The organism is Stenotrophomonas sp. TWI273, from assembly GCF_039674765.1.
Taxonomy (GTDB): domain Bacteria; phylum Pseudomonadota; class Gammaproteobacteria; order Xanthomonadales; family Xanthomonadaceae; genus Stenotrophomonas.
Window position 1 is genome coordinate 189,319 of sequence record NZ_JBDJOA010000003.1, and the last position, 24,630, is coordinate 213,948.

Below are 24,630 nucleotides of genomic sequence, written 5' to 3' on the forward strand. Positions count from 1 at the left end.
GCGTGAGGAACGACGATCCTCACCTACCGCGAGATCGGCGTTGGCCGATTACTCGGCGGCGGGGGCGCCCTCGCCTTCTTCGACGGCCTTCATCGACAGGCGGATACGGCCCTGCTTGTCGACTTCCAGCACCTTGACCTTGACCACATCGCCTTCCTTCAGCACATCGCCGACCTTCTCGACGCGATCGCTGGAGATCTGCGACACGTGGACCAGACCGTCCTTGCCCGGCAGGATCGTGACGAACGCACCGAAGTCCATGATCTTGGCGACCTTGCCTTCGTAGATGCGGCCCGGCTCGACGTCCGAGGTGATCTGCTCGATGCGGGCCTTGGCAGCCTGCGCAGCGATGGCGTTGACCGACGCGATGACGATGGTGCCGTCATCCTGGATGTCGATCTGGGTGCCGGTTTCCTTGGTGATGGCCTGGATGGTGGAACCACCCTTGCCGATCACTTCGCGGATCTTGTCCGGGTGGATCTTGATGGTCAGCAGGCGCGGCGCGTAGTCCGACAGCTCTTCGCGCGGGGCGGTCAGGCCGTGGGCCATTTCACCCAGGATGTGCAGACGGCCAGCCTTGGCCTGCTGCAGTGCCTGCTTCATGATCTCTTCGGTGATGCCTTCGATCTTGATGTCCATCTGCAGGGCGGAGATGCCCTCAGCGGTACCGGCGACCTTGAAGTCCATGTCGCCCAGGTGATCTTCGTCACCCAGGATGTCGGACAGGACGACGAAGCGCTCGCCTTCCTTGACCAGACCCATGGCGATACCGGCCACCGGCGACTTCACCGGCACGCCGGCGTCCATCAGGGCCAGCGAGGAACCGCAGACCGAGGCCATCGACGAGGAGCCGTTGGATTCGGTGATTTCGGAGACCACGCGGATGGTGTACGGGAAGGCTTCCAGCGACGGCATCACTGCCAGCACGCCGCGCTTGGCGAGACGGCCGTGGCCGATTTCGCGACGCTTCGGGCCCATCATGCGGCCGGTCTCACCCACCGAGTAGGGGGGGAAGTTGTAATGGAAGAGGAAGTTTTCCTTGTACTCACCGGCGACGGCATCGATGACCTGGCCATCACGGGCGGTGCCCAGGGTGATGGTCACGATGGCCTGCGTTTCACCGCGGGTGAACAGCGAGGAGCCGTGGGTACGCGGCAGGATGCCGGTCTTCACCGAGATCGGGCGGACGGTGTCCAGCGCACGGCCGTCGATGCGGACCTTGGTGTCGAGCACCGAGTTGCGCATGGTGCTGTATTCCAGCTCGCCGAATTCCTTCGACAGCTCGGCCGGGTTCCAGCCTTCGGCGGCCACACGGCCAGCCAGCGACTCGACCACGTCCTTCTTGATCGCCGAGATGGCGTCACGGCGCTGCAGCTTGTCGCGCACCTGGAAGGCTTCGCCCAGACGCGGGCCGATGGCTTCCTGCAGGGCGCTGATCAGCACGTCGTTCTTGGCCGGGGCTTCCCAGGTAGACGGCTTGGTGCCGGCTTCCACGGTCAGCTCGTTGATCGCGTTGATGACCTTCTGCATTTCGCGGTGACCGAAGGTCACAGCGCCCAGCATCACGTCTTCGGACAGCAGCGCGGCTTCGGATTCCACCATCAGCACGGCGTTGGCGGTACCGGCGACAACCAGTTCCAGCTCCGAATCCTTCAGTTCGGTCACGGTCGGGTTGAGGATGTACTCACCGTTCTTGTAACCCACCTTGGCGGCGGCGATCGGACCCTTGAACGGGGTACCGGCCAGCGACAGCGCAGCCGAGGCGCCGATCAGCGCGGCGATGTCGCCGTCGATGTCCGGGTTCAGCGACATCACGGTAGCGATGATCTGAACTTCGTTCTTGTAGTCTTCCGGGAACAGCGGACGGATCGGGCGATCGATCAGGCGCGAAATCAGCGTCTCTTTTTCGGTCGCGCGGCCTTCGCGCTTGAAGAAACCGCCCGGGATACGGCCACCTGCGTAGAACTTCTCCTGATAGTCGCAGGTCAGGGGGAAGAAGTCCTGGCCCTCACGCGCGCTCTTGGCGGCAACGGCGGAGACCAGCAGCACGGTGTCGTCGAACTTGACGATGACGGCACCGCCGGCCTGACGGGCGATTTCGCCGGTTTCAAGCGTGACGGTGTGCTTGCCGTACTGGAAGGTTTTGGTGATTTTTGCCACGGGGGTTTCCTTGGATGATGCTTTCTTCAATGGACCGCTGGCGACCCTTGCCGCCGACGGGTGACCGGTTGTCCGGCCCATACGTTTGATGCGGTACTGCCAAAACAAAACCGCGGCGCATTCCTGCGCCGCGGTGGGGGTTCGTGCTTAGCGACGCAGGCCGAGCTTTTCGATCAGGGCCTTGTAACGCGGAGCGTCTTTCTTCTTCAGGTAGTCGAGCAGGCTGCGGCGGCGGTTGACCATCTGCAGCAGACCACGACGGCTGTGGTGATCCTTCTTGTGGGTCTTGAAGTGGCCGGTCAGCAGTTCGATGCGGGCGGTCAGCAGAGCGACCTGGACTTCCGGGGAGCCGGTGTCAGCCGCGCTGCGCTTGTTGTCTTCAATGACTTTCTGGGTGTCGATCGACATATCTGTTTTCTCTTGGATGCGTGGCCCGCAGAAACGTCCCATTGACGTACCGCGCGACTCGCCGTTAACGAAAGGATGAACCCGCAGAACGCGGGAAGCCTGAAAAGGCCGCGGAATTGTAACGTCCGCGGGCGTCCGGAACAAGGACCAGGGTGGCGCCCGGCCCGCTCGCTCAGAGGTTGAACAGGCGCTGCGGGGCCAGCAGACCGGTCTCGTCGACCTGGCCCAGGCCCTGGATCGCCTCGACCGGGCCGAAGACCACCACCCCACCCTGCGGCCAGCTGGCGTCGCGGATGCGCTGCCCCACCCGGAACCGACGGGCCTGCTCGTCGTCCAGCGTGACCCGCGGGTAATGGGCCAGACCCGCGTCCAGCGGCAGCAGCAGGGCCTCCATGCCGGCCTCATCGCCCTGCTCGGCCAAGGCGCGCAGGGTGTCCAGGGTGACCATCGGCGCCTCACGGAAGGGATCCACCCACAGCCGACGCAGGCCGGCGATATGGGCGCCGCAGCCCAGCGTCTCGCCAAGGTCGCGGGCCAGGCTGCGGATGTACGTGCCTGAACCGCAGGTCACCCGCAGCGACAGCCGGGTCGGCTGCTGGTCCAGCACCTCCAGGGCGTGGACCTCCACATCGCGCTCCGGCGCTTCGATCGCCTCGCCACGGCGGGCCTTCAGGTACAGCGGCTCGCCGCCCTGCTTGAGCGCGGAGTAGATCGGGGCGCGCTGGCGGATGCGACCGCGCAGCGGTGCCAGCGCCGTCTCCAGTTCGGCCGCAGTGATGGCCGGGACCGGCCGCTCGCGCAGCACGGTGCCATCGGCATCATCGGTATCGGTGGTCTGGCCCAGCACCACCTCGGCGTCATAGGCCTTGGCGGAGCCGAGCAACAGGCCGGCAATCTTGGTGGCCTCACCGAAGCACAGTGGCAGCAGCCCGGTGGCCAGCGGATCCAGGCTGCCGGTGTGGCCGCCCTTCCCGGCGCGGTACAGGCGGCGAGCCACCTGCAGGGCCGCGTTGGAGCTCATGCCGGTCGGCTTGTCGAGCAGCAGGATGCCATCCAGGCGGCGGAATGAAATTCGGGGTGCCATGCATTCAATTCAAAACGGCGCCGTGTGGCGCTGCCGGTCAATCCGGCCTCCGGCGGAGCGGTCGCACTGCGACAGGCCCCGCCCCATAAGACAACAGCCCTTTCGGGCTGTTGGTCCATCAGGCTTTCTTGTCGCCTTCGTCGGCGTCTTCGCCTTCGTCCGCGTCATCTTCGCCGCCGTCATCGCCCTGCCGACTTTTTTCTGCCGCCAGCGTATCGGGCAGATCGCGCAGGATGTTGTCGATGCGCTCGCCGCGATCCACCGAATCATCGTAGTGGAAGTGCAGCTCGGGCACGTGGCGCAGCTTCATCGCACGCGCCAGCTCCATCCGCAGCTCCCAGGCCAGTTCCTTCAGGCCTTTCATGGCTTCTACCGAACGTTCGGGCATCAGCGCGGTGACGAAGATCTTGGCATGCGCCATGTCACGGGTGATTTCCACGTCGGAGACGCTCACCGAAGGCAGGCCGTGTACACGCACGGCGTTGTGCACGAGCGTCCCCAGTTCGCGGCGGATCTGGGCGGAAACACGGTCGGTTCGATGGAAGGTCTTTGGCACGAGGCACTCTTGATTCGGTGGTCGCCCGACCAACGGTCGGGCGCTACAGGTATACGGGACCCGACCAACGGTCGGGCGCTACATCACGGTAGGACCCGACCAGCGGTCGGGCGCTACATCACGGTAGGGCCCGACCGTTGGTCGGGCCACCGCGACATTACAGGGTGCGCGGCACTTCGATACGCTCGAAGCACTCGATCTGATCACCCGGCTTGACGTCGTTGTAAGCCTTCACGCCGATACCGCATTCGGTACCGTTGCGGACTTCTTCGACGTTCTCCTTGAAGCGACGCAGCGATTCCAGCTCGCCTTCGAAGACCACGACGCTGTCGCGCAGGACGCGGATCGGCTTGCTGCGCTTCACCGTACCTTCGATGATCATGCAGCCTGCGACCGCACCGAACTTCGAGCTGCGGAACACATCGCGGACCTGGGCGATACCGATGATCTCTTCGCGGATTTCCACGCCGAGCAGACCGGAGGCCACCTGCTTCACCTGATCGATCACGTCATAGATGATCGAGAAGTAACGCAGGTCAACGCCGTTGGATTCAATGATGCGACGGGCCGAAGCATCCGCACGCACGTTGAAGCCGATCACGGTGGCCTTGGAGGCAACCGCCGAGTTGGCGTCCGATTCGGTGATGCCGCCCACGCCGGAGTGGATCACGTTGATGCGGATGTCGTCGTTGGACAGCGCGACCAGTGCTTGGCTCAGCGCCTGCACCGAACCCTGCACGTCAGCCTTGATCACCAGGTTCAGCACCTGCTGGCCATCGCCCTTGCCCAGGGTCGCCATGATGTCTTCCATGCGGCTGCCGGCGGACTGCACCAGGCGCGATTCACGGCGCTTGGTTTCGCGCTGCTGCGCGACATCCTTGGCCAGACGCTCGTCTTCAACCACGACGAAGTCATCACCGGCATCCGGCACGCCGGACAGACCCAGCACCTGCACCGGAATCGACGGGCCAGCCTGGTCGGGCTGTGCGCCGGTTTCATCGAACAGCGCGCGCACGCGGCCGTACTGGATACCGCAGACCAGGTAATCGCCCTTCTTCAGCGAACCCTGCTGCACCAGCACGGTAGCGATCGGGCCACGGCCCTTGTCCAGCGAGGACTCGATGACCACGCCGCTGGCGCGACCGTCGGCCACGGCCTTCAGTTCCAGCAGTTCGGCCTGGATCGAGATCGCGTCCAGCAGGTCGTCGATGCCCAGACCGGCCTTGGCCGAGATCTCGACCATCTGCACGTCACCACCGAAATCTTCGGAGACGACCTGCTCGGTGAGCAGTTCGTTCTTGACGCGCATCGGATCGGCGCCGGACTTGTCGATCTTGTTGATCGCCACGATCAGCGGCACACCCGCCGAACGGGCGTGCTGGATGGCTTCCTTGGTCTGCGGCATGACGCCGTCATCGGCCGCCACCACCAGCACCACGATGTCGGTCAGCTTGGCACCGCGGGCACGCATGGACGTAAACGCCGCGTGGCCCGGGGTATCCAGGAAGCTGATCACGCCCTTCGGCGTTTCAACGTGGTACGCACCGATGTGCTGGGTGATGCCACCGGCTTCGCCCGTGGCGACCTTGGTGCGGCGGATGTAATCCAGCAGCGAGGTCTTGCCGTGATCGACGTGGCCCATGATGGTGACCACCGGCGGACGTGCCACCGGCTCGCCCTGGTTGCCACCAGCCAGCGCCAGCAGCGCGTCTTCGGCGTCGTTGGTGTTGGCACGGATCACGTTGTGGCCGAGTTCTTCGGTCACCAGCGCAGCAGTGTCATGGTCGATGGTCTGGGTGATGGTCGCCATGACGCCCATCTTGAACAGCGCCTTGACCACATCGCCGCCCTTGACGGCCAGCTTCTGGGCCAGATCGGCGACGGTGATGGTGTCGCCGATGGTGACGTCACGCACGATCGGCGCGACCGGACGTTCGAACCCATGGGCACCACCGCCGCTGCGCGACTGGTTGCTGTCACGGCGGCTGCCGTGCTGCACGCGCCCGGTCGGACGACCGCGCGAGTTGCTGTTGTTGCCGCGGCGGGCACGATCGGCGGCCGACAGATGCAGCTGACCGGCGAAGCGGTTGCCACCATCGTCGTCGCGCTTGGCGCCCGGACGGTTGTTGTTGTTGTTCGAGTTGCGATCGTCCGAACGCGGTGCCGGACGGGCAGCCGACGGTGCAGCCGGACGCGCATTGCGGGCCGGTGCATCGGCAGCAGCCGGCTTGGCGGCAACCGGGGCCGGGGCCGGCGGTGCGTTCTTGGCCGCTTCTGCAGCGGCTTCGGCCGCCTTGCGCTCGGCTTCGGCACGTTCCTTGGCGTCGATCTCTTCCTGACGCTTGCGGGCGATTTCTTCGTCGCGCGCACGGTCCTTCTCGGCCAGTGCGCGCTGCTCGTCCAGATTGCGCTGGCGGGATTCCTCCAGCTTGCGCAGGATGTCGGCGCGCTCCTCATCCGCGGTCATCGGCTTGCCGCTGGCGTCCTTCATGTAGGTACGCTTCTGGCGCACTTCCACGTTGACGGTGGTCTTGCTGCGGCCGGCGCTGACGGTCACTTCCTGCAACTTGCGACGGTTCAGGGTGATCTTCTTGGCGGCCTCGTCATTGCTCTCGACGGGCTGCTCGGTCTTGCCGTGCGAACGACGAAGGAAGCCCAGGAGCTTCACCTTCTCGGTACTGGTCACGACCTGGTCGGGACCGCTGAACTTCATGCCGGCTTCGGCAAGTTGTACGAGCAGTTTATCGACCGGGGTGTTGACCAGTTCGGCAAGCTTGCGGATGGTGGTTTGCTGCGACATTCGGATCCTATGATCTGGTTGGCGCTCCCTCGAAACGTGCGAAGGCAGCGCGGAGTCTAAGCCCTGAGCGGGTCAGGGCACTGTTCATCGCTGGCTCATTCGCCGCGCTCCAGGCGGGCGATCTCCTCGGCTCGGGCGGCAAGGATCAGGGCGGCGGCGCGCTCCTGGTCCATGTCCTCGATGCCGAACTCGAGGATCTCGTCGGCGGCCAGGTCCGACAGGTCCTCACTGGTACGCACGCCGTGACCGGCCAGGGCGTAGGCAGTTGCCTCGTCCATGCCTTCCAGGGCGAGCAGGTCTTCCGACGGCGAACCGTCCTCCAGACCTTCTTCCACCGCCAGCGCTTCGTTGAGCAGCGCATCGCGGGCACGGGCACGCAGCTCTTCGACGATGTCTTCGTCGAAGCCTTCCACGGCCAGCAGTTCGCCGACCGGGACGTAGGCGATTTCTTCCACGGTGTTGAAGCCTTCGGTCACCAGGATGGCGGCGATTTCTTCATCCACTTCCAGCTTGTCCATGAACAGCTGACGGGCAACGCCCTGCTCTGCCTCGGACTTGGCGGTCACCTGGTCCTGGGTCATCACATTGAGCTGCCAACCGGTCAGGCGGCTGGCAAGACGGACGTTCTGGCCGCCCTTGCCGATCGCCTGGGCCAGGCGCTCTTCCGCCACGGCCAGGTCCATCGAGTGCTTTTCTTCATCGACGATGATCGACTGCACTTCCGCCGGCGCCATCGCATTGATGACGAAGTTGGCGGGGTTCTCGTTCCAGAGCACGATGTCCACGCGCTCGCCATTGAGCTCGTTGGACACGGCCTGCACGCGCGAACCGCGCATGCCGATGCAGGCACCGATCGGATCGGTACGCGAATCGTGGGCCAGCACGGCGATCTTGGCGCGGTCGCCCGGATCACGTGCACAGGCCTTGATCTCGACCAGGCCCTGGCCGACTTCCGGCACTTCGAGCTTGAACAGTTCGATCATGAATTCCGGGGCGGCGCGGCTGATGAACAGCTGCGGGCCACGCGGTTCCGAACGGACTTCGGCCAGGTAACCGCGCACGCGGTCGCCAGCGCGCAGTACGTCGCGCGGAATGCCCTTGTCCTTCGGAATGAAGGCCTCGGCGTTGCCGCCCAGGTCCACATAGATGTTGCCGCGCTCGGCGCGCTTGACCACACCGGTGACCAGTTCGCCGACACGATCCTTCCACGCATCGACCACCTGCTGACGCTCGGCCTCGCGCACGCGCTGGACGATCACCTGCTTGGCGGCCTGTGCGGCGATACGGCCGAAGTCCGGGTTCTCGATCTGCTCTTCGATGAAATCGCCGACTTCCACGCCGTCGGCTTCATCGATGGCGTCCATCAGACGGATCTGGCGGTCCGGGGACTCCATGACCACGTCATCGGCCACCACTTCCCAGCGGCGGAAGGTTTCGTAGTTGCCGTCCTTGTGGTCGATCGACACACGGGCCAGCACTTCTTCTTCCGGGTAACGCTTTTTGGCAGCCGAAGCCAACGCTGCCTCGATGGCATCGAAGATGACTTCGCGCGGGACGCCTTTTTCGTTGGCGACCGCATCCACTACCAGCAAAAGTTCCTTGCTCATTGGCTCACTCCGCGCGCGGCTTTTTGGCCGCCGGCTCGTTGGATGGTTTCTTGTTCGCCTTGCCACCCTGTTTGGGTGCCGGGCCAGTCGGTTTGGTCGGAGCCAGGCCGAGGGCGGCCCAGTCCGGCATGATGCGCGCCTTGTCGATGTTCTCGATGTCGGCGGTAAACGGGGCATTGTCGACCTTGAAGGTGACCGTGCCTTGTTCGATATCCACGGCGAGGATCTCGCCCTGCAGACGGCGGCGGCCATCCTGCGGCAGGCTCAGCGTCACCTTGGCGGATTCGCCGATGGCGCGCTCGAACTGGTCGCCGGTGAACAGCGGGCGGTCCACGCCCGGCGAAGACACTTCCAGCGTGTAGTTCGCCGTGATCGGGTCTTCGACGTCCAGCTGGGCAGACACTTCGCGGCTGACACGTTCGCAGTCGTCGATGTTGACGATGCGCTCGGGCTGTTCGGCCAGCGGCACGTCGATGTACAGGCGCAGCGTGGCACCACCCGGGGCGGTGAGATATTCCACGCCCAGCAGCTCGAGACCCAGCGACTGAACGGTGGGGGCGAGCAGATTCGCGATTTCGGTTGCCTTGTCGCTCACAGTCGGCCTTGATTCGTTGAAAAGAAATACGGGTCTGGTCCGTTGCATGGACCACCTTCCGGAAACAACAAAGGGCCCGTTGGGCCCCTGTCCGGTACAACTCCGGTCATGCTGGATTCCGGTGCAGAGACGCACGTGGTGCGTTCCTGCGAGCCCAGCGTTCCGGGGGTCACGGCGGCCTGGGTACAGGTTGCCGTTCCTGGAAGCCGGTTGCGGGGCCTGTTCATATCCGTTGAGAGGAGATGAGTAGACAGTCCGCTAAGCCACTGATGATAGCCGTTGCACCGCGCTGGTGCAATGGCCGGGGTGGCTGCTGGCGCCTCTATTCGGAAAGCTGAACGGCCAGAGCGGGCTGTTTGGGCGTTCGTCCAAGCCATCGGTGCGGGCAGGTCCGCGGGACGCGCCGTGACCCCCGCTCCGCGGCCCGGCCCAGCCGCTGGCGGCTGTGCGTTCGAACGCATGCGAGGCAGCGCCTCGCAAGCAATGCGCCCTCACCCTTGGGGGCTCATGGGCGACATCCATGTCGCCTCAATGGTCCCGCCAACCCGCCCACACCGCTGCCTACGGACATGGCTGGGCAGTCACTGAAGTTGCAAGCAAAGGCGGGGCAACATGTCACGCGACGACGTGTCATTGACGCTGACTGGCTGTCGAGCATCGTCGCCGCAGCCGCCATCGCCCCACCCCGCTCCGCCGACCTTTCCACTGTCATGCCGCGTCGCCGTCCACGTCGCCGATGCCACAACGAAAAAAACGACCTCGTTGCCGAGATCGCCTTTTCGTCTACTGCATCTGCACTGCAGATTTTCTGTGGTAGCGGGGGCAGGATTTGAACCTGCGACCTTCGGGTTATGAGCCCGACGAGCTGCCAGACTGCTCCACCCCGCAGCAGAAGCGGAATTGTAAGGGAGTTTTCACCACCGTGCAACCCCCTTGTGAAACATATCGTTCGACGTCCAGGAAAGGCAGCCGACCAACGGTCGGCTCTACCGAAAGGTCCGAAGCAGCCGGAGCAGCCGGAGCAGCCGGAGCAGCCGGAGCAGCCGGAGCAGCTGGAGCAGCTGGAGCAGCCGACCAACGGTCGGCTCTACAACGAAAAAAGCGACACCGTTTCCGGTATCGCTTGATTCGTCCACTGCCTCCGGTTTGCACCGGAGCTATATGGTAGCGGGGGCAGGATTTGAACCTGCGACCTTCGGGTTATGAGCCCGACGAGCTGCCAGACTGCTCCACCCCGCAGCAGAAGCGGATGAGTTGTGTGCCAACCAACGGCTGGCACCTACCGCAACGATGTTCTGGCGAAACCGCTGCATCAACAACTCAGGAGATGAATATTACACGAGTTGCGCACGTTTGTATCGTTTTTTACGAAATATGTGCAAATGCCTGCTGGCACCACACCATGATCGGGTTCCACGCCACGCCCAGGGCCAGCAGCGCCAAGGCATTCACGCCCAGCACAACGCCCAGCACGCGATCGTTGTTGGCCGGCAGCGGCTCGCCCACCGGCTCATCGAAGTACATGACCTTGATCACGCGCAAGTAGTAGAAGCAGCCGATCACGGCGCAGATCACGCCGACCATGGCCAGCCACAGCATGTCGCCCTGGATCGCCGCGCCAAGCACGGCCAGTTTGGTCCAGAAGCCCAGGAACGGCGGGATGCCTGCCAGCGACGCCATGATGCACAGCACCAGGCCGGCCATCCACGGGTTGCGGGCATTGAGGCCCTTGAAGTCTTCGATCTTCTCGGCTTCAAAGCCGTTGCGCGACAGCGCGATGATCGCGCCGAACGCGGCCGTGGACATGATCGCGTAGCTCAGGGCGTAGAACAGTGCCGCCGAGTAACCCCGCTCGCCACCCCCGGCCATGCCCATCAGCAGGAAGCCGATGTGCGAGACGGTCGAGAACGCCAGCATGCGCTTGAGGTTGGTCTGCGCGATCGCCATCAGGTTGCCGATCACCAACGACAGTGCGGCCAGGCCACCGATCAGGTACTTCCATTCGTCGGCCAGCGGACCCACGCCCATTTCCAGCAGACGGTAGGCCATGCCGAACGCGGCAAGCTTCGGGGCCGAGCTGATGAACAGCGCGACCGGTGCCGGGGCACCCTGGTACACATCGGGCAGCCACATGTGGAACGGGGCCGCACCCAGCTTGAAGGCCACGCCGGCGATCATGAACACCGCGCCGGTCAGCAGCAGTATCTTCTCTTCGGTATGCGGGATGGCGGCGTTGATGGCGTCCAGGTGCAGCGAACCGGTGGCGCCGTAGATCAGCGACATGCCGTACAGCAGCAGGCCCGATGCCAGCGAGCCGAGCACGATGTACTTCATCGCCGCTTCCGAGGCCAGACCGTTTTCACGGTTGCTGGCCACCAGGGCGTAGGAGCACAGCGCCAGCAGTTCCAGGCCCAGATAGACCATCAGCAGGCTGCCGGCCGAGACCAGGATCATCATGCCCGCGGTGGCGAACAGGATCAGCACCGGGATCTCGCCCTGGTAGAGCTTGCGCTCGCGCAGGTAGCTCCAGCCGTAGATCAGGGTCAGGCCGCTGCACAGCACGATCACGGTCTTCATCACGTCGGCCGCGTTGTCGCGGACGAACATGCCGTGGAAGACCTCGCCCTGCCCGCCCACTCCGGTGGCGAGCATGAAGAAGACGACCGCCAGCGCAGCGATCGAGAACAGGTGGGTCCAGATCTTGTTCTTCTCACTGATGAAAAGATCAAGCATCAACAGGGCGAACGCACTGCCAACCAGCACCAGCTCGGGAGCGAGCGGCGGGAGGTCAGCGGCGGTCAGTGGCAACAGCGGCGAGGTGGTCATCATCAAATCCTGGAATCAATACTCTCGACGGCCCGATTACAGCAGCTTGCTGGATGCGATCTGCATCGCCAGCTTCGCGATCGAGGGCTCCATCAGGTCGGTCAGCGGCTTGGGGTACAGGCCCAGGGCAAGGGTGCCCACGGCGAATACACCCAACACCAGCCACTCGCGACCGTTGATGTCCTTCAGTTCGGCGACATGGGCGTTGGCCACTTCACCGAAGAACACGCGCTTGTACAGCCACAGCGTATACGCCGCGGTGATCACCAGGGTGCTCGCCGCGCCGAGTGCCAGCCACGGATTGCGCTGGAAGCTGGCCATGATGATCATGAATTCACCGACGAAACCGCTGGTACCCGGTAGGCCGGCATTGGCCATGAAGAACAGCATGGCGAAGGTGGCGAACCAGGGCATCACGTTGACCACGCCGCCGTAATCGGCGATGCGGCGGCTGTGCATGCGGTCGTACAGCACACCCACGCAGGAGAACATCGCGCCGGACACGAAACCGTGCGAGACCATCTGCACCATAGCGCCCTGCAGGCCCAGGCGGGCTGCGTCCGGGTTGCCGGCGTCACGCACCAGCCACAGAGCGATGAAGGTGCCCAGGGTGACGAAGCCCATGTGGGCGATCGACGAATAGGCGATCAGCTTCTTCATGTCGTCCTGCACCAGGGCGACCAGGCCGACGTAGATCACCGCAATGAGCGACAGCGCGATCACCAGCCAGGCCCATTCATGCGAGGCGTCCGGCACGATCGGCAGGTTGAAGCGCAGGAAGCCGTAGCCACCGATCTTCAGGGCGATGGCGGCCAGGATCACCGAACCGGCGGTCGGCGCTTCCACGTGGGCGTCCGGCAGCCAGGTGTGGACCGGGAACATCGGCACCTTGACCGCGAAGGCGATCAGGAACGCGAAGAAGATCCAGGTCTGTTCCTTGCCCGACAGCTGCAGCTGGTACAGGTCGGCCAGCTGGAAGCTGCCGCCCTTCAGGTACAGGTAGATCAGCGCAACCAGCATCAGCACCGAGCCGAGGAAGGTGTACAGGAAGAACTTCAGCGCGGCGTAGATGCGGCGCGGGCCGCCCCAGACACCGATGATCAGGAACATCGGGATCAGCATCGCTTCGAAGAACACGTAGAACAGCATCGCGTCCGTCGCAGAGAAGATACCCACCGTGACACCTTCCAGGATCAGGAAGGCGGCCACGTACTGGTTCACGCGCTTGTCGATCGCGCTCCAGGCACCGATCAGGGCCAGCACCGAGACCAGCGTGGTCAGCAGGATCAGCGCGATCGCGATGCCGTCGACGCCGAGGTTGTAGCCGATGTCGTAGGCGGGAATCCAGGCGCGGGTCTCGACGAACTGCAGCGCGTCGATTCCCGTGTCATAGCCGCTGAGCAGCGACAGGCTGGCCACGAAGGTCAGCACCGCGACGCCCAGGGACGCCCACCGGGCGGTTTGGGCATCACGGATGGCAAGGATCAAGGCACCGCCGATGATCGGCAGCCAGATGAGAACACTAAGTAGGGGCCAGTTCGACACGTCTTCTTATTCCGTACAGGTCATCAACGCAGGTAATGCATCAGGACGCCCAGAAGGGCAATCAGGCCGATGATCATCGCGAAGGCGTAGTGATAGAGGAAACCGGATTGGGTGCGACGCAGCAGGTTGGCCGCCAGATCGATCAGGCGCGCCGAACCGTTGACCACCACACCATCGACCACATTCGTGTCGATCGCGCGCGAAACCTTGCCGAGCTTGATACCGCCGCCGGCGAACCCGCCGATCCAGAGCTTGTCGAAGCCGTACTTGTTCTCCAGCACCGACACGATCGGCGCGAAGGTCTTGCGGGCCTTGCCGGCCAGTTCCGGCTTCCACAGGTAGAACAGCGCCGCCAGCAGGAAACCGACCACCGTCAGGATGAAGGCCGGGGCCATCATGCCGTGAATGGCGAAGGCCACCGGGCCGTGGAACTCTTCGGCCAGCGCACCAATGGTGTTGCGCGCCGGGTCGTAGAAATCAACGATACCGGTGAAGAACGAATGCACCTGGCCCGCGATGGCAGCGTCGGCATGGTGGCCGGCCCAGTCGGTGCCGTACAGCATCGGACCGATGCTGAAGAAACCGATGACCATCGAGGGGATCGCCAGCAGGATCAGCGGCAGCGTCACCACCCACGGGGTCTCGTGCGGCTCATGCGCGCCATGGCCGTGGCCATGATCGTCATGATGCGCGTCGCCATGGTGGGCATCGGCTGCATGCGCGTCAGCGGCGTGGTGACCGTCATGGCCATGGCCGTGATCGTCATGCGCATCGCGGAAGCGTTCCTTGCCATGGAAGGTCAGGAACAGCAGACGGAAGCTGTAGAAGCTGGTCACGACCACGCCACCCAGCACCGCCCAGTACCCGTAGGTTGCCACCCAGCTCGAGGACACATGCGCGTGGTGCTGCGCGGCCTCGATGATGGTGTCCTTGGAGTAGAAGCCGGAGAAGAACGGGGTACCGACCAGGGCCAGCGTACCGATCCACATGGTGACGAAGGTGATCGGCATGTACTTGCGCAGGCCGCCCATCTTGCGCATGTCCTGCTCGTGGTGCATCGCGATGATCACCGAGCCCGCGCCGAGGAAGAGCAGCGCCTTGAAGAAGGCGTGGGTCATCAGGTGGAACACGGCGGCCGAATAGGCCGACACACCCAGCGCCACGGTCATGTAACCCAGCTGGGACAGCGTGGAGTACGCGACGACGCGCTTGATGTCGTTCTGCACGATGCCGATCAGGCCGGTGAAGAACGCGGTGGTGGCGCCGATGAACAGCACGAAGTTCAGCGCGGTCTGCGACAGCTCGAACAGCGGCGACATGCGGGTGACCATGAAGATGCCCGCGGTGACCATGGTCGCGGCGTGGATCAGGGCCGAGATCGGGGTCGGGCCTTCCATCGAGTCCGGCAGCCAGACGTGCAGCGGCACCTGGGCCGACTTGCCCATCGCACCGATGAACAGGCAGATGCAGATCACCGTGGCAACCGACCAGATCACCGGCTCGCTCATCACCGGGATGGAGGTGCCGAACAGGTCGATCGTGCCCGACCAGATCTGGATCAGCGCGTCCGGATGGCCCAGCACCTGGGCATTGGCGAACACGGTGGCGTAATCGAGGGTGCCGAACACCCACAGCACGCCGGCGATGCCGAGGATGAAGCCGAAGTCACCGACACGGTTGACCAGGAAGGCCTTCATGTTGGCGAAGATGGCGGTCGGGCGCTTGAACCAGAAGCCGATCAGCAGGTACGAGACGAGGCCCACCGCTTCCCAGCCGAAGAACAGCTGCAGGAAGTTGTTGCTCATCACCAGGGTGAGCATCGAGAAGGTGAACAGCGAGATGTAGCTGAAGAACCGCTGGTAGCCCGGGTCATCCTGCATGTAGCCGATGGTGTACACGTGCACCAGGAACGACACGAAGGTCACCACGACCATCATCATCGCGGTGAGCTTGTCGACCATGAAGCCGACGTGCGCCGAGTACTGGCCCACTTCGAAGAACGTATAGAGGTTCTGGTTGAACGGCTGGGCGCCGCCCCACAGCAGCATGTACAGCACGTAGCTGGACAGCACGCAGCTGACCGCCACGCCGAGGATGGTGACCGCCTGCGCGCCAGCGCGACCGACCTGACGACCGAACAGGCCGGCGATGATGCTGCCGAACAGCGGTGCAAGCACCACTGCGATCAACAGACTCTTGGAGAGAGTGATTTCCATCTACGGATCAGCCCTTCAGCGAATCGACTTCGCCGACATTGATGGTGCGGCGAGTACGGAACAGGGTTACCAGGATCGCGAGGCCGATGGCGGCCTCGGCCGCGGCCACGGTCAGGATGAAGAAGACGAACAGCTGTCCGGCCGTATCACCCATCTCACGCGAGAACCCGACGAAATTGATGTTGACCGACAGCAGCATCAACTCGATGGACATCAACAGCACGATGATGTTCTTGCGGTTGAGGAAGATGCCGGCAAGGCTGATGCAGAACAGCACCGCACCCAGCGCCAGAATATGGCCAAGCGTGATCATGGCTGCGCCTCCTCGTTGCTGGACGGCTTGATGTTGGTGTGCACGACCGGCTTCTCCACATCCATCTTGACGATGCGCAGGCGATCGCTGCCCTTGACCATGGTCTGCTCGGACGGGTTCTGTGTCTTCAGGCCGGTGCGGCGACGCAGGGTCAGCATCACGGCGGCAACCACGGCCACGGTCAGGATGACGGCGGCGAACTCGAACGGCAGCAGGTACTCGGTGAACAGGCTGCGGGCCAGCCAGGTGATGTTGGAGGTGTCGGCGGCCAGCGCGGCAGCGTTGTCGGCCGGGAACGGATTGACCGCCCTGCCCTTCACGCCGATCAGCACCAGCATCTGCACCAGCATCGTCACCGCCACCACCAGGCCGAGCGGCAGGTAACGCACCCAGCCCTCACGCAGGTTGGAGGGATCGATGTCCAGCATCATCACCACGAACAGGAACAGCACCATCACCGCGCCGACGTAGACCAGCACCAGCGCGACACCGAGGAACTCGGCCCCGACCAGGATCCAGATGCAGGCCACGGAGAAGAAGGTCAGGATCAGGCACAACACGGCGTAGACCGGATTGCGCACGCTGATCACCGCCGCAGCGGAAATGCCCGCCACGATGGAGAAGACCCAGAAACTGATATTTACCCAATCCATCATTCGACCTCAGCGGAAAGCGGCATCGGCGGCGCGACGCTCGGCGATCTCGGCTTCAAGCCGATCACCGATGGCCAGCAGCTGCGGCTTGGTAACGATGTTCTCGCCACGGTTCTCGAAGTGGTACTCGAGAATGTGGGTCTCGACGATCGAGTCCACCGGGCAGCTTTCTTCACAGAAGCCGCAGAAGATGCACTTGAACAGATCGATGTCGTAACGGGTGGTACGGCGGGTGCCGTCCTCGCGCTTGGCCGAATCGATGGTGATCGCCAGCGCCGGGCACACCGCTTCGCACAATTTGCATGCGATGCAGCGTTCCTCACCGTTGGGGTAGCGGCGAAGTGCATGCAGACCGCGGAAACGCGGCGACTGCGGGAACTTCTCCATCGGGTACATCATCGTGTACTTCGGCTTGAAGGCGTACTTCAGGGTCAGCCACAGACCACCGAGCAGCTCAAGGAGCAGCAGGCTTTTGAAGTAATGAGTAATTCGGTTCATCGCTTAGACGCCCTTCTGGATCACGCCGTAAAACACCATCAACGCCGTCACTGCAATCCAGAAGATGGTGAGCGGGATGAAGACCTTCCAGCCCAGACGCATGATCTGGTCGTAGCGGAAGCGCGGGAAGCTGGCACGGAACCAGATGTAGGAGCTGGCGAAGAAGAAGACCTTCAGCAGCAGCCACGGCCAGCCGCCCTTCCAGATCCAGTCGATCCACGGCGAGATGTCTGCCGTGATCCAACCCTGGAGCGGGCTCAGCCAACCACCGAGGAAGAAGATCGAGATCAGGAAGCTGATCAGGATCATGTTGGCGTATTCGGCCAGGAAGAACAGCGCGAAGGCACCACCGGAGTATTCGACCATGTGGCCGGCCACGATTTCCGATTCACCTTCCACCACGTCGAACGGCGCGCGGTTGGTTTCGGCGACGCCGGACACCCAGTACACGATGAACAACGGGAACAGCGGCAGCAGGAACCAGTCGAACAGACCGGAGTTGCCCGCCTGCGCCATCACGATGTTGCTCAGGTTGAGGCTGCCCGAGGCGATCATCACGCCGACCAGGGCAAAGCCCATCGCGATTTCGTAGCTGATCATCTGCGCCGAGGCGCGCATGGCACCCAGGAACGCGTACTTCGAGTTGGAGGCCCAACCTGCCAGGATGATGCCGTACACGCCCAGCGAGGTCATCGCCAGCAGATACAGCAGGCCGGCGTTGGCGTTGGACAGCACGATCTTGGCGTCGAAGGGAATCACCGACCAGGCCGCGAAGGCCGGGCCCAGCGTGATCAGCGGCGCAAGGATGAACATCGCCTTGTGCGAGCTGCTCGGCTGGATGATTTCCTTGAACAGCAGTTTGAAGACGTCGGCGAAGGCCTGGAAGATGCCCATGCCGACATACATCGGGCCATGACGCACGTGCATCCAGCCGATCAGCTTGCGCTCCCAGACCACGTAGAAGGCCACCGAGATGATCACCGGCATGGCGATCACCAGGATCTTCAGGATGATCCAGAGCAGCGCGCCGATGTCGCCCAGTGACAGCAGCCACTGGTGCAGCGGGTCGACCGCGTTCAACAGCAATTCGTTCATGCAGCCACCACCGTTACGCGTGCGGCACCCAGCGGTGCGGTTGCACCGTGGCCCGATTCAATCCAGACCGACCCCGCGGCGACGCGGGCGTCGACCACCACCGGCAGGGTGGCGCGACCGGCATCGGTGCCGACCTTGGCCATCTGCCCTTCGGCCAACTGCAGGCGGGCGGCATCGGCGGTGTTGAGCACGATGCGCGGCGCGGTGTTGAGCGGATGCGACTGCAGTGCCTGGGCGCGACGGACCACCGCATCGGTTCGGTAGATCGCGGCGGTCGAGGTCACTTCCAGGCCCTCACCTGCCACCGGCGTTGCCGCCGAGGACGAGACGGTGACGCTGACCGGTGCCAGGCTGGCGCGCAGGCCGGCCAGATCGGTGAACTCGAAACCGGCCAGCGACAGTTCGCCGCCCAGTGCACGCAACACACGCCAGCCTTCACGCGCCTCACCCGGCAGCTTGCCGCCGGCACGGGCCGACTGCTCGCGACCATCAAGGTTGGTCAGGGTGGCATCCACTTCCGGCAGCGCGCCGATCGGCAGGATCACGTCGGCGACGTCGCGGGTGGAGGCACAGGCGAACTGGCTGAAAGCCACCACCTGGGCACCGGCCAGTGCCTTGCGGGCAGCGGCGGCGTCGGCGAAGTCCAGGCCCGGCTCGATGCCGTAGATGGCATAGGCCTTGCGCGGCTGGGCCAGCATGGCGTTGACGTCCTTGCCGGCCGGCAGCACGCCGGCGCGGGTCAGACCCACGGCATTGGCGCCCTGCGGGATACGGCACAGCTTGGCACCGGTGGCAGCGGCGAAATCACGCGCAGCGGCGCGGATCGCGGCAGCCTGCGGGTGGTTTTCGGCGATCCCACCGACGATTAGCACGGCGTTGCTTGCGCCCTTGACGGCGTCACGCAGCTCGGCGTTGCCCAGTGCGTCGATGAAGGCTGACGGGGCGACGATCTGCTTGCTGGCCAGCTTGAACGCGAAATCGAAGTCCACCGGATTGACGGCGTGGATCTTCGCATTGCGCGTGGTCTGCGCCTTGCGCAGGCGGGCATGCAGCAGCGGCAGCTCGTGGCGGATGTTGCTGCCCAGCACGACGATGCTGTCCGCGCCTTCGATCTCGGCCAGCGGCAGGCCGAACACTTCGGCGGTGGCGGCGTCGGAGAAGTCGCGGTTGTTGATGCGGTGGTCGATGTTGGTGGTGCCCAGACCGGCAGCGAGACGGGCCAGCAGTGCGCCCTCCTCGTTCGAGGCCGACGGGTGCACCAGCACGCCGAGGTCATCGCCCTGATGGGCGGCGAAGATTTCCTTGGCAGCGGCCAGGCCTTCAGCCCAGCTCACTTCCTTCCACTCGCCATTGAGCTTGCGCAGCGGCTTGACCGCACGGTCATCGCTGTACAAGCCCTGGTGCGAATAGCGGTCGCGATCGGACAGCCAGCATTCGTTGACCGACTCGTTGTCGCGCGGCACGGCGCGCAGCACTTCGCCGCGGCGCACGTGCAGGAACAGGTTCGAGCCCATCGCGTCGTGGTAACCCAGCGACTCGCGCGCGGTCAGTTCCCACGGACGGGCGCGGAACTGGAACACCTTGTTGGTCAGCGCGCCGACCGGGCAGACGTCGACGACGTTGCCGGACAGCTCGGTGGTCAACGGCTTGCCGTCGTAGGTGCCGATCTGCAGGTTCTCACCGCGGTACATGCCACCCAGCTCGTAGGTACCGGCAACGTCGGCGGTGAAGCGGACGCAGCGGGTGCACTGGATGCAGCGGGTCATTTCGGTGGCGACCAGCGGACCGATGTCCTCGTCGGGCACCACGCGCTTGCGCTCGTTGAAGCGGCTGACCGAACGGCCATAGCCCAGCGACACGTCCTGCAACTCGCACTCGCCGCCCTGATCGCAGATCGGGCAGTCCAGCGGATGGTTGATCAGCAGGAATTCCATCACCGAGCGCTGGAACTTCAGCGCCTTTTCACTGCGGGTGGCGACCTTCATGCCATCCATGACGGGCGTGGCGCAGGCCGGTGCCGGCTTGGGCGACTTTTCCACGTCGACCAGGCACATGCGGCAGTTGGCGGCGATCGGCAGCTTCTCGTGGTAGCAGAAGCGCGGGATCGGAATGCCCGCCTTGTCGGCGGCCTGGATGATCATCGAGCCCTTGGGCACGACCAGGGACTGGCCGTCGATTTCGACGGTCACATGATCCGGTGGCACGCTCGGGTTTACGGGTTGCGCGCTCATGCGGCGGCTGCCTCCACCTTCTTGCCGTCAACCATCGAATGACCGTTGACGATGTAGTACTCGAATTCGTCCCAGAACTGGCGCAGGAAGCCCTGGATGGGCCATGCCGCCGCTTCACCGAACGCGCAGATGGTGTGGCCTTCAATCTGGCCGGCCACCGTCTTCAACTGATGCAGGTCTTCCATCGTGGCCTTGCCGGCGACGATGCGCTCCAGCACACGGTGCATCCAGCCGGTGCCTTCACGGCACGGGGTGCACTGCCCACAGGATTCCTTGTGGAAGAACTGGCTGATGCGGCAGGCGAACTTGACGCAGCAGACGCTGTCATCCAGCACCACGATGGCGCCCGACCCCAGACCGGTGCCCAGGGCACGCAGGGTGTCGTAGTCCATCTGCAGGCCCTTGAGCTCTTCGGCCTTCAGCACCGGCATCGAGACGCCGCCCGGGACCGCGCCCTTGAGCGTGCGGCCCGGCTTCAGACCACCGGCCATTTCCAGCAGGTCGTCAAAGGTGGTGCCCAGCGGCACTTCGAAGTTGCCGCCCTTCTGCACGCAACCGGAGACCGAGAAGATCTTCGGACCGCCGTTCTTGGTCAGGCTCAGGCCTGCGAACCATTCCGGGCCGTTGCGGATGATCGCCGGCACCGAGGCATACGTCTCGGTGTTGTTGATCGTCGACGGCTTGCCGTACAGGCCGAAGTTGGCCGGGAACGGCGGCTTGTAGCGCGGCTGGCCCTTCTTGCCTTCCAGCGATTCCATCAGCGCGGTTTCTTCGCCGCAGATGTAGGCGCCGGCACCCAGCGCACCGTAGATGTCGATGTCCACGCCGCTGCCGAGGATGTCCTTGCCCAGCCAGCCGTTCGCGTATGCGTCGGCCAGGGCCTGTTCGAAGTTCTCGAACGGCTCGTGGTGGAACTCGCCACGCAGGTAGTTGTAGCCCACGGTCGAGCCGGTGGCGTAGCAGGCGATCGCCATGCCTTCCACGACCGAATGCGGGTTGTAACGCAGGATGTCGCGGTCCTTGCAGGTCCCCGGCTCGGATTCATCCGAGTTGCACAGGATGTACTTCTGCATGGTGCCCTTGGGCATGAAGGACCACTTCAGGCCGGTCGGGAAACCCGCGCCGCCACGGCCGCGCAGGTTGGACTGCTTGACCATCTCGATGACCTGCTCCGGCGAGATCTTCTCTTCGAGGATCTTGCGCAGGGCAGCGTAGCCACCGGTCTTGAGGTAGCTTTCATACGACCACGGAGTGTCGTAATGCAGGGTGGTGTAGACCACCTGGTGCGGCAACGGTGCGGGACCGACCGGACCACTGGGTGCGTGATGATGTGCCATGTCTTACTCCAACCCGTCCAGCAGCTCGTCGACTTTCTCGACGGTCAGGCGCTCGTGGTAATGGCCATTGATGACCATCATCGGCGCACCGGCGCAACCGGCCAGGCATTCTTCTTCGCGCTTGAGGTAGATGCGGCCGTCGGCGGTGGACTGTCCGGTCTTGCAGCCGAGCTTCTTCTCGGCGTGCGCGACCAGGTCTTCGGCACCGTTCAACCAGCAGCTGATGTTCGTGCAGAAGGCGACGTTGTGGCGGCCGACCTTCTCCAGTTCGAACATCGAGTAGAAGCTGGCGACCTCGTAGGCCCACACCGGCGGCAGATCCAGGTACTTGGCGACGCCGGCGATCAGCTCGTCGGTCAGCCAGCCTGCATTCTGTTCCTGTGCGGCGTGCAGGCCCTGCAGGACAGCCGAGCGCTTGCGATCCGGCGGGAACTTGGCCAGCCAGTGATCGATGTGCGCACGGGTCTTGTCATTCAAGACCACCATCGGGTCGACGTCACGCGCCGCCTCGAAATTACCTGTCGCCTTCATCGGCCGACCTCAGCGAATACGAAATCGTTAAAAACCAGAACCTGCAGCGCCGGCAGCAGCCGGCGGGTGTCAGGCGTCGTGCAAGCGGATGCGATCACCGGTCCACCTCGCCGAACACCAGATCGTAGGTGCCGATCATGGCCACCACGTCGGCGAGCATGTGCCCGCGCACGATCGAGTCGATCGAGGACAGATGGGCGAAGCCCGGCGCGCGCAGATGCACGCGGAACGGCTTGTTGGCACCATCGGACATCAGGTAGCAGCCGAACTCGCCCTTGGGCGCTTCGACGGCGGCGTAGGTTTCGCCGGCCGGGACGCAGTAGCCTTCACTGAACAGCTTGAAGTGATGGATCAGCGCTTCCATGTCGTCCTTCATGTCTTCGCGGCTGGGCGGCGCGACCTTGAAGTTCTTGACCATGACCGGACCCGGGTTGGCCTTCAGCCAGGTCACGCACTGCTTGATGATGCGGTTGGATTCGCGCATCTCGGCCACGCGGCACAGGTAACGGTCGTAGCAGTCACCTTCCTTGCCGAGCGGGATGTCGAACTCGACCGCGTCGTACTTGGCATACGGCTGCTTCTTGCGCAGATCCCAGGCGATGCCCGAGCCGCGCAGCATCACGCCGGTCATGCCCCAGGCATGCGCCAGTTCCGGGGTGACCACGCCGATGCCGACCGTACGCTGCTTCCAGATACGGTTGTCGGTCAGCAGGGTTTCGTATTCGTCCACGCGCTTGGGGAACTCAACGGTGAAGTTCTCCAGGAAATCCAGCAGCGAACCTTCGCGCGAGGCGTTGAGGTTCTTCAGGGCCTTGCCCTTGTGCCAGCGCGATTCCTTGTACTTGGGCATGTGGTCCGGCAGGTCGCGGTAGACGCCGCCCGGACGGTAGTACGCCGCGTGCATGCGCGCGCCGGAGACCGCTTCATAGCAGTCCATCAGCTCTTCGCGTTCGCGGAAGGCGTACAGCATGACCGCCATCGCGCCCAGATCGAGCGCGTTGGACCCCAGCCACATCAGGTGATTCAGGATGCGGGTGATTTCGTCGAACATGGTGCGGATGTATTGCGCACGCTCCGGCGCCTCGATCCCCATCAGGGTCTCGATCGCGCGCACGTAGGCGTGCTCGTTGCACATCATCGACACGTAATCCAGGCGATCCATGTAGCCGATCGACTGGTTGAACGGCTTGGACTCGGCCAGCTTTTCGGTACCACGGTGCAGCAGGCCCACGTGGGGGTCGGCACGCATGATGGTTTCGCCGTCCATTTCCAGGATCAGGCGCAGCACACCGTGCGCGGCCGGATGCTGCGGACCGAAGTTCATCGTGTAGTTGCGGATTTCCTGGCGCAGTTCGGCCGGGTTGCTCGCAAAGGCCTGGCTGGCCTGGGTGAATTCACTCACTTGCTTGCCTCCGACTGCGCGGATTCACCGGCAGCGGTCTGGAAACGGGCGTCGTCACGGATCACGCGCGGCACGCCGACACGCGGTTCGACCGAGGTCACCGGTTCATAGATGACGCGCTGTTTTTCTTCGTCGTAGCGCACTTCGACGTTGCCGATCAGCGGGAAATCCTTGCGGAACGGATGGCCGACGAAGCCGTAGTCGGTCAGGATCCGGCGCAGGTCCGGGTGACCTTCGAAGATCACGCCGAACAGATCGAACGCTTCACGTTCGAACCAGTTCAGGCCCGGCCAGATATTGGTCAGCGAGGCGACCACCGGCAGCTCCTCGTTCGGCGCAAAGCAACGGATGCGCATCGTGAGGTTGTGCTGGTAGGAACGCAGCTGGGTAACCACGGCGAAACGCTGCAGCGGGATCGGCTGCGGCTGGGCGCCATCGCTGGTTTCGCGGGTGGGGAATTCACCCCAGGCGAAACGACCGACGGACTTGCCCTCTACGCCACGGCTGAAGCCCTGGGACGACACATCGGCCGTATCCCATTCGTCGCTGCCATAGCCGAGGTAGTCCAGGCCGCACAGGTCAACCGCCTGCTCGAAACCGAATTCGTCGCGCAGCGCCAGAGCGGTGGCATGCCAGTCAGCGGCGGGCACTTCCAGCGTCACTTCGCCGCGGGGTTCGACCACGAAGACCTGCGCACCTGCGAAACGTGCGGAAAGTCGGTCGATGAAGGAATGTGCTTGCTCTGCCATGGGGGCTTGGCGTGCTCTTGTCAG

The 24,630-nt window shown here is 63.9% G+C and carries 20 protein-coding genes and 2 tRNA genes; 1 reads left to right on the forward strand and 21 read right to left on the reverse strand.

What is annotated here, in order from left to right; all coding sequences use genetic code 11:
- Positions 1–48 precede the first annotated feature (48 nt).
- The 8 genes from pnp to ABE571_RS05480 all read right to left on the reverse strand — a co-directional run bounded on the left by pnp (position 49) and on the right by ABE571_RS05480 (position 10,098).
- Entirely contained in the window at positions 49–2,160 is a 2,112-nt protein-coding gene (gene pnp / locus ABE571_RS05445; RefSeq protein ID WP_121038382.1) for a polyribonucleotide nucleotidyltransferase, read from the reverse strand.
- Positions 2,161–2,307: 147 nt separating this feature from the next.
- On the reverse strand, positions 2,308–2,568 hold the full coding sequence (rpsO, locus tag ABE571_RS05450) for a 30S ribosomal protein S15 (RefSeq protein WP_038687260.1): 261 nt from the start codon (positions 2,566–2,568) through the stop codon (positions 2,308–2,310).
- A 172-nt stretch (positions 2,569–2,740) separates the two neighbouring features.
- Positions 2,741–3,652: a tRNA pseudouridine(55) synthase TruB gene (truB, locus tag ABE571_RS05455; RefSeq protein WP_346493349.1), complete on the reverse strand. Its 912-nt coding sequence runs from the start codon at positions 3,650–3,652 to the stop codon at positions 2,741–2,743.
- 118 nt (positions 3,653–3,770) lie between these two features.
- Positions 3,771–4,208 (reverse strand): 30S ribosome-binding factor RbfA, encoded by a 438-nt coding sequence (gene rbfA, locus ABE571_RS05460; RefSeq protein WP_346493350.1) that lies wholly within the window; start codon positions 4,206–4,208, stop codon positions 3,771–3,773.
- 157 nt (positions 4,209–4,365) lie between these two features.
- Positions 4,366–7,008 (reverse strand): translation initiation factor IF-2, encoded by a 2,643-nt coding sequence (gene infB / locus ABE571_RS05465; RefSeq protein WP_313208969.1) that lies wholly within the window; start codon positions 7,006–7,008, stop codon positions 4,366–4,368.
- A gap of 95 nt (positions 7,009–7,103) precedes the next feature.
- Positions 7,104–8,615, reverse strand: coding sequence for a transcription termination factor NusA (gene nusA, locus ABE571_RS05470; RefSeq protein WP_019182690.1), 1,512 nt, complete (start codon positions 8,613–8,615; stop codon positions 7,104–7,106).
- Between the two features lie 4 nt (positions 8,616–8,619).
- Positions 8,620–9,210 (reverse strand): ribosome maturation factor RimP, encoded by a 591-nt coding sequence (gene rimP, locus ABE571_RS05475; protein WP_313208968.1) that lies wholly within the window; start codon positions 9,208–9,210, stop codon positions 8,620–8,622.
- An 811-nt stretch (positions 9,211–10,021) separates the two neighbouring features.
- Positions 10,022–10,098 (reverse strand) — tRNA-Met (locus tag ABE571_RS05480).
- A 47-nt stretch (positions 10,099–10,145) separates the two neighbouring features.
- Between ABE571_RS05480 and ABE571_RS05485 the strand changes: the two genes are divergently transcribed.
- Positions 10,146–10,337: a hypothetical protein gene (locus tag ABE571_RS05485; RefSeq protein WP_346493351.1), complete on the forward strand. Its 192-nt coding sequence runs from the start codon at positions 10,146–10,148 to the stop codon at positions 10,335–10,337.
- 35 nt (positions 10,338–10,372) lie between these two features.
- Here the strand turns inward: ABE571_RS05485 and ABE571_RS05490 are convergent.
- From ABE571_RS05490 to ABE571_RS05550, 13 genes are all read right to left on the reverse strand, one after another.
- Positions 10,373–10,449: transfer RNA gene (locus ABE571_RS05490), tRNA-Met, on the reverse strand.
- Between the two features lie 126 nt (positions 10,450–10,575).
- On the reverse strand, positions 10,576–12,036 hold the full coding sequence (gene nuoN / locus ABE571_RS05495) for an NADH-quinone oxidoreductase subunit NuoN (RefSeq protein WP_346481764.1): 1,461 nt from the start codon (positions 12,034–12,036) through the stop codon (positions 10,576–10,578).
- Positions 12,037–12,072: 36 nt separating this feature from the next.
- Positions 12,073–13,581 (reverse strand): NADH-quinone oxidoreductase subunit M, encoded by a 1,509-nt coding sequence (locus tag ABE571_RS05500; RefSeq protein WP_282260951.1) that lies wholly within the window; start codon positions 13,579–13,581, stop codon positions 12,073–12,075.
- Between the two features lie 23 nt (positions 13,582–13,604).
- Complete coding sequence (gene nuoL, locus ABE571_RS05505) at positions 13,605–15,797, reverse strand: NADH-quinone oxidoreductase subunit L (RefSeq protein WP_346493352.1); 2,193 nt, start codon at positions 15,795–15,797, stop codon at positions 13,605–13,607.
- 7 nt (positions 15,798–15,804) lie between these two features.
- Positions 15,805–16,110 carry an NADH-quinone oxidoreductase subunit NuoK gene (gene nuoK / locus ABE571_RS05510; protein WP_019182685.1) on the reverse strand — a complete coding sequence of 102 codons (306 nt, stop codon included), beginning with the start codon at positions 16,108–16,110 and terminating at the stop codon, positions 15,805–15,807.
- The gene (locus tag ABE571_RS05515; RefSeq protein ID WP_121041162.1) at positions 16,107–16,763 is read right to left on the reverse strand and encodes an NADH-quinone oxidoreductase subunit J; all 657 of its coding nucleotides are present in this window, start codon (positions 16,761–16,763) and stop codon (positions 16,107–16,109) included. The genes nuoK and ABE571_RS05515 overlap by 4 nt, the downstream gene beginning before the upstream one ends.
- 9 nt (positions 16,764–16,772) lie before the next feature.
- Positions 16,773–17,261, reverse strand: a complete 489-nt coding sequence (gene nuoI, locus ABE571_RS05520) for an NADH-quinone oxidoreductase subunit NuoI (protein WP_121038409.1) — start codon at positions 17,259–17,261, stop codon at positions 16,773–16,775.
- A gap of 3 nt (positions 17,262–17,264) precedes the next feature.
- Complete coding sequence (gene nuoH / locus ABE571_RS05525; RefSeq protein WP_313208965.1) at positions 17,265–18,356, reverse strand: NADH-quinone oxidoreductase subunit NuoH; 1,092 nt, start codon at positions 18,354–18,356, stop codon at positions 17,265–17,267.
- The gene (gene nuoG / locus ABE571_RS05530) at positions 18,353–20,587 is read right to left on the reverse strand and encodes an NADH-quinone oxidoreductase subunit NuoG (protein WP_346481765.1); all 2,235 of its coding nucleotides are present in this window, start codon (positions 20,585–20,587) and stop codon (positions 18,353–18,355) included. Before nuoG ends, nuoH begins: the two co-directional genes overlap by 4 nt.
- Positions 20,584–21,924: an NADH-quinone oxidoreductase subunit NuoF gene (nuoF, locus tag ABE571_RS05535; RefSeq protein WP_123730636.1), complete on the reverse strand. Its 1,341-nt coding sequence runs from the start codon at positions 21,922–21,924 to the stop codon at positions 20,584–20,586. Before nuoF ends, nuoG begins: the two co-directional genes overlap by 4 nt.
- A gap of 3 nt (positions 21,925–21,927) precedes the next feature.
- Positions 21,928–22,455 carry an NADH-quinone oxidoreductase subunit NuoE gene (nuoE, locus tag ABE571_RS05540; RefSeq protein WP_121038421.1) on the reverse strand — a complete coding sequence of 176 codons (528 nt, stop codon included), beginning with the start codon at positions 22,453–22,455 and terminating at the stop codon, positions 21,928–21,930.
- A 94-nt stretch (positions 22,456–22,549) separates the two neighbouring features.
- Entirely contained in the window at positions 22,550–23,857 is a 1,308-nt protein-coding gene (locus ABE571_RS05545; RefSeq protein ID WP_313208961.1) for an NADH-quinone oxidoreductase subunit D, read from the reverse strand.
- Positions 23,854–24,606 carry an NADH-quinone oxidoreductase subunit C gene (locus ABE571_RS05550; protein ID WP_313208960.1) on the reverse strand — a complete coding sequence of 251 codons (753 nt, stop codon included), beginning with the start codon at positions 24,604–24,606 and terminating at the stop codon, positions 23,854–23,856. Before ABE571_RS05550 ends, ABE571_RS05545 begins: the two co-directional genes overlap by 4 nt.
- Between the last annotated feature and the right edge of the window lie 24 nt (positions 24,607–24,630).

Coding starts and splice junctions, on each gene's coding strand:
- rpsO (WP_038687260.1), bottom strand. CDS start 2,568: ATGTCGATCGACACCCAGAAAGTCATTGAAGACAACAAGCGCAGCGCG.
- truB (WP_346493349.1), bottom strand. CDS start 3,652: ATGGCACCCCGAATTTCATTCCGCCGCCTGGATGGCATCCTGCTGCTC.
- infB (WP_313208969.1), bottom strand. CDS start 7,008: ATGTCGCAGCAAACCACCATCCGCAAGCTTGCCGAACTGGTCAACACC.
- nusA (WP_019182690.1), bottom strand. CDS start 8,615: ATGAGCAAGGAACTTTTGCTGGTAGTGGATGCGGTCGCCAACGAAAAA.
- nuoN (WP_346481764.1), bottom strand. CDS start 12,036: ATGACCACCTCGCCGCTGTTGCCACTGACCGCCGCTGACCTCCCGCCG.
- nuoL (WP_346493352.1), bottom strand. CDS start 15,797: ATGGAAATCACTCTCTCCAAGAGTCTGTTGATCGCAGTGGTGCTTGCA.
- nuoK (WP_019182685.1), bottom strand. CDS start 16,110: ATGATCACGCTTGGCCATATTCTGGCGCTGGGTGCGGTGCTGTTCTGC.
- ABE571_RS05515 (WP_121041162.1), bottom strand. CDS start 16,763: ATGGATTGGGTAAATATCAGTTTCTGGGTCTTCTCCATCGTGGCGGGC.
- nuoI (WP_121038409.1), bottom strand. CDS start 17,261: ATGAACCGAATTACTCATTACTTCAAAAGCCTGCTGCTCCTTGAGCTG.
- nuoH (WP_313208965.1), bottom strand. CDS start 18,356: ATGAACGAATTGCTGTTGAACGCGGTCGACCCGCTGCACCAGTGGCTG.
- nuoG (WP_346481765.1), bottom strand. CDS start 20,587: ATGAGCGCGCAACCCGTAAACCCGAGCGTGCCACCGGATCATGTGACC.
- nuoF (WP_123730636.1), bottom strand. CDS start 21,924: ATGGCACATCATCACGCACCCAGTGGTCCGGTCGGTCCCGCACCGTTG.
- nuoE (WP_121038421.1), bottom strand. CDS start 22,455: ATGAAGGCGACAGGTAATTTCGAGGCGGCGCGTGACGTCGACCCGATG.
- ABE571_RS05550 (WP_313208960.1), bottom strand. CDS start 24,606: ATGGCAGAGCAAGCACATTCCTTCATCGACCGACTTTCCGCACGTTTC.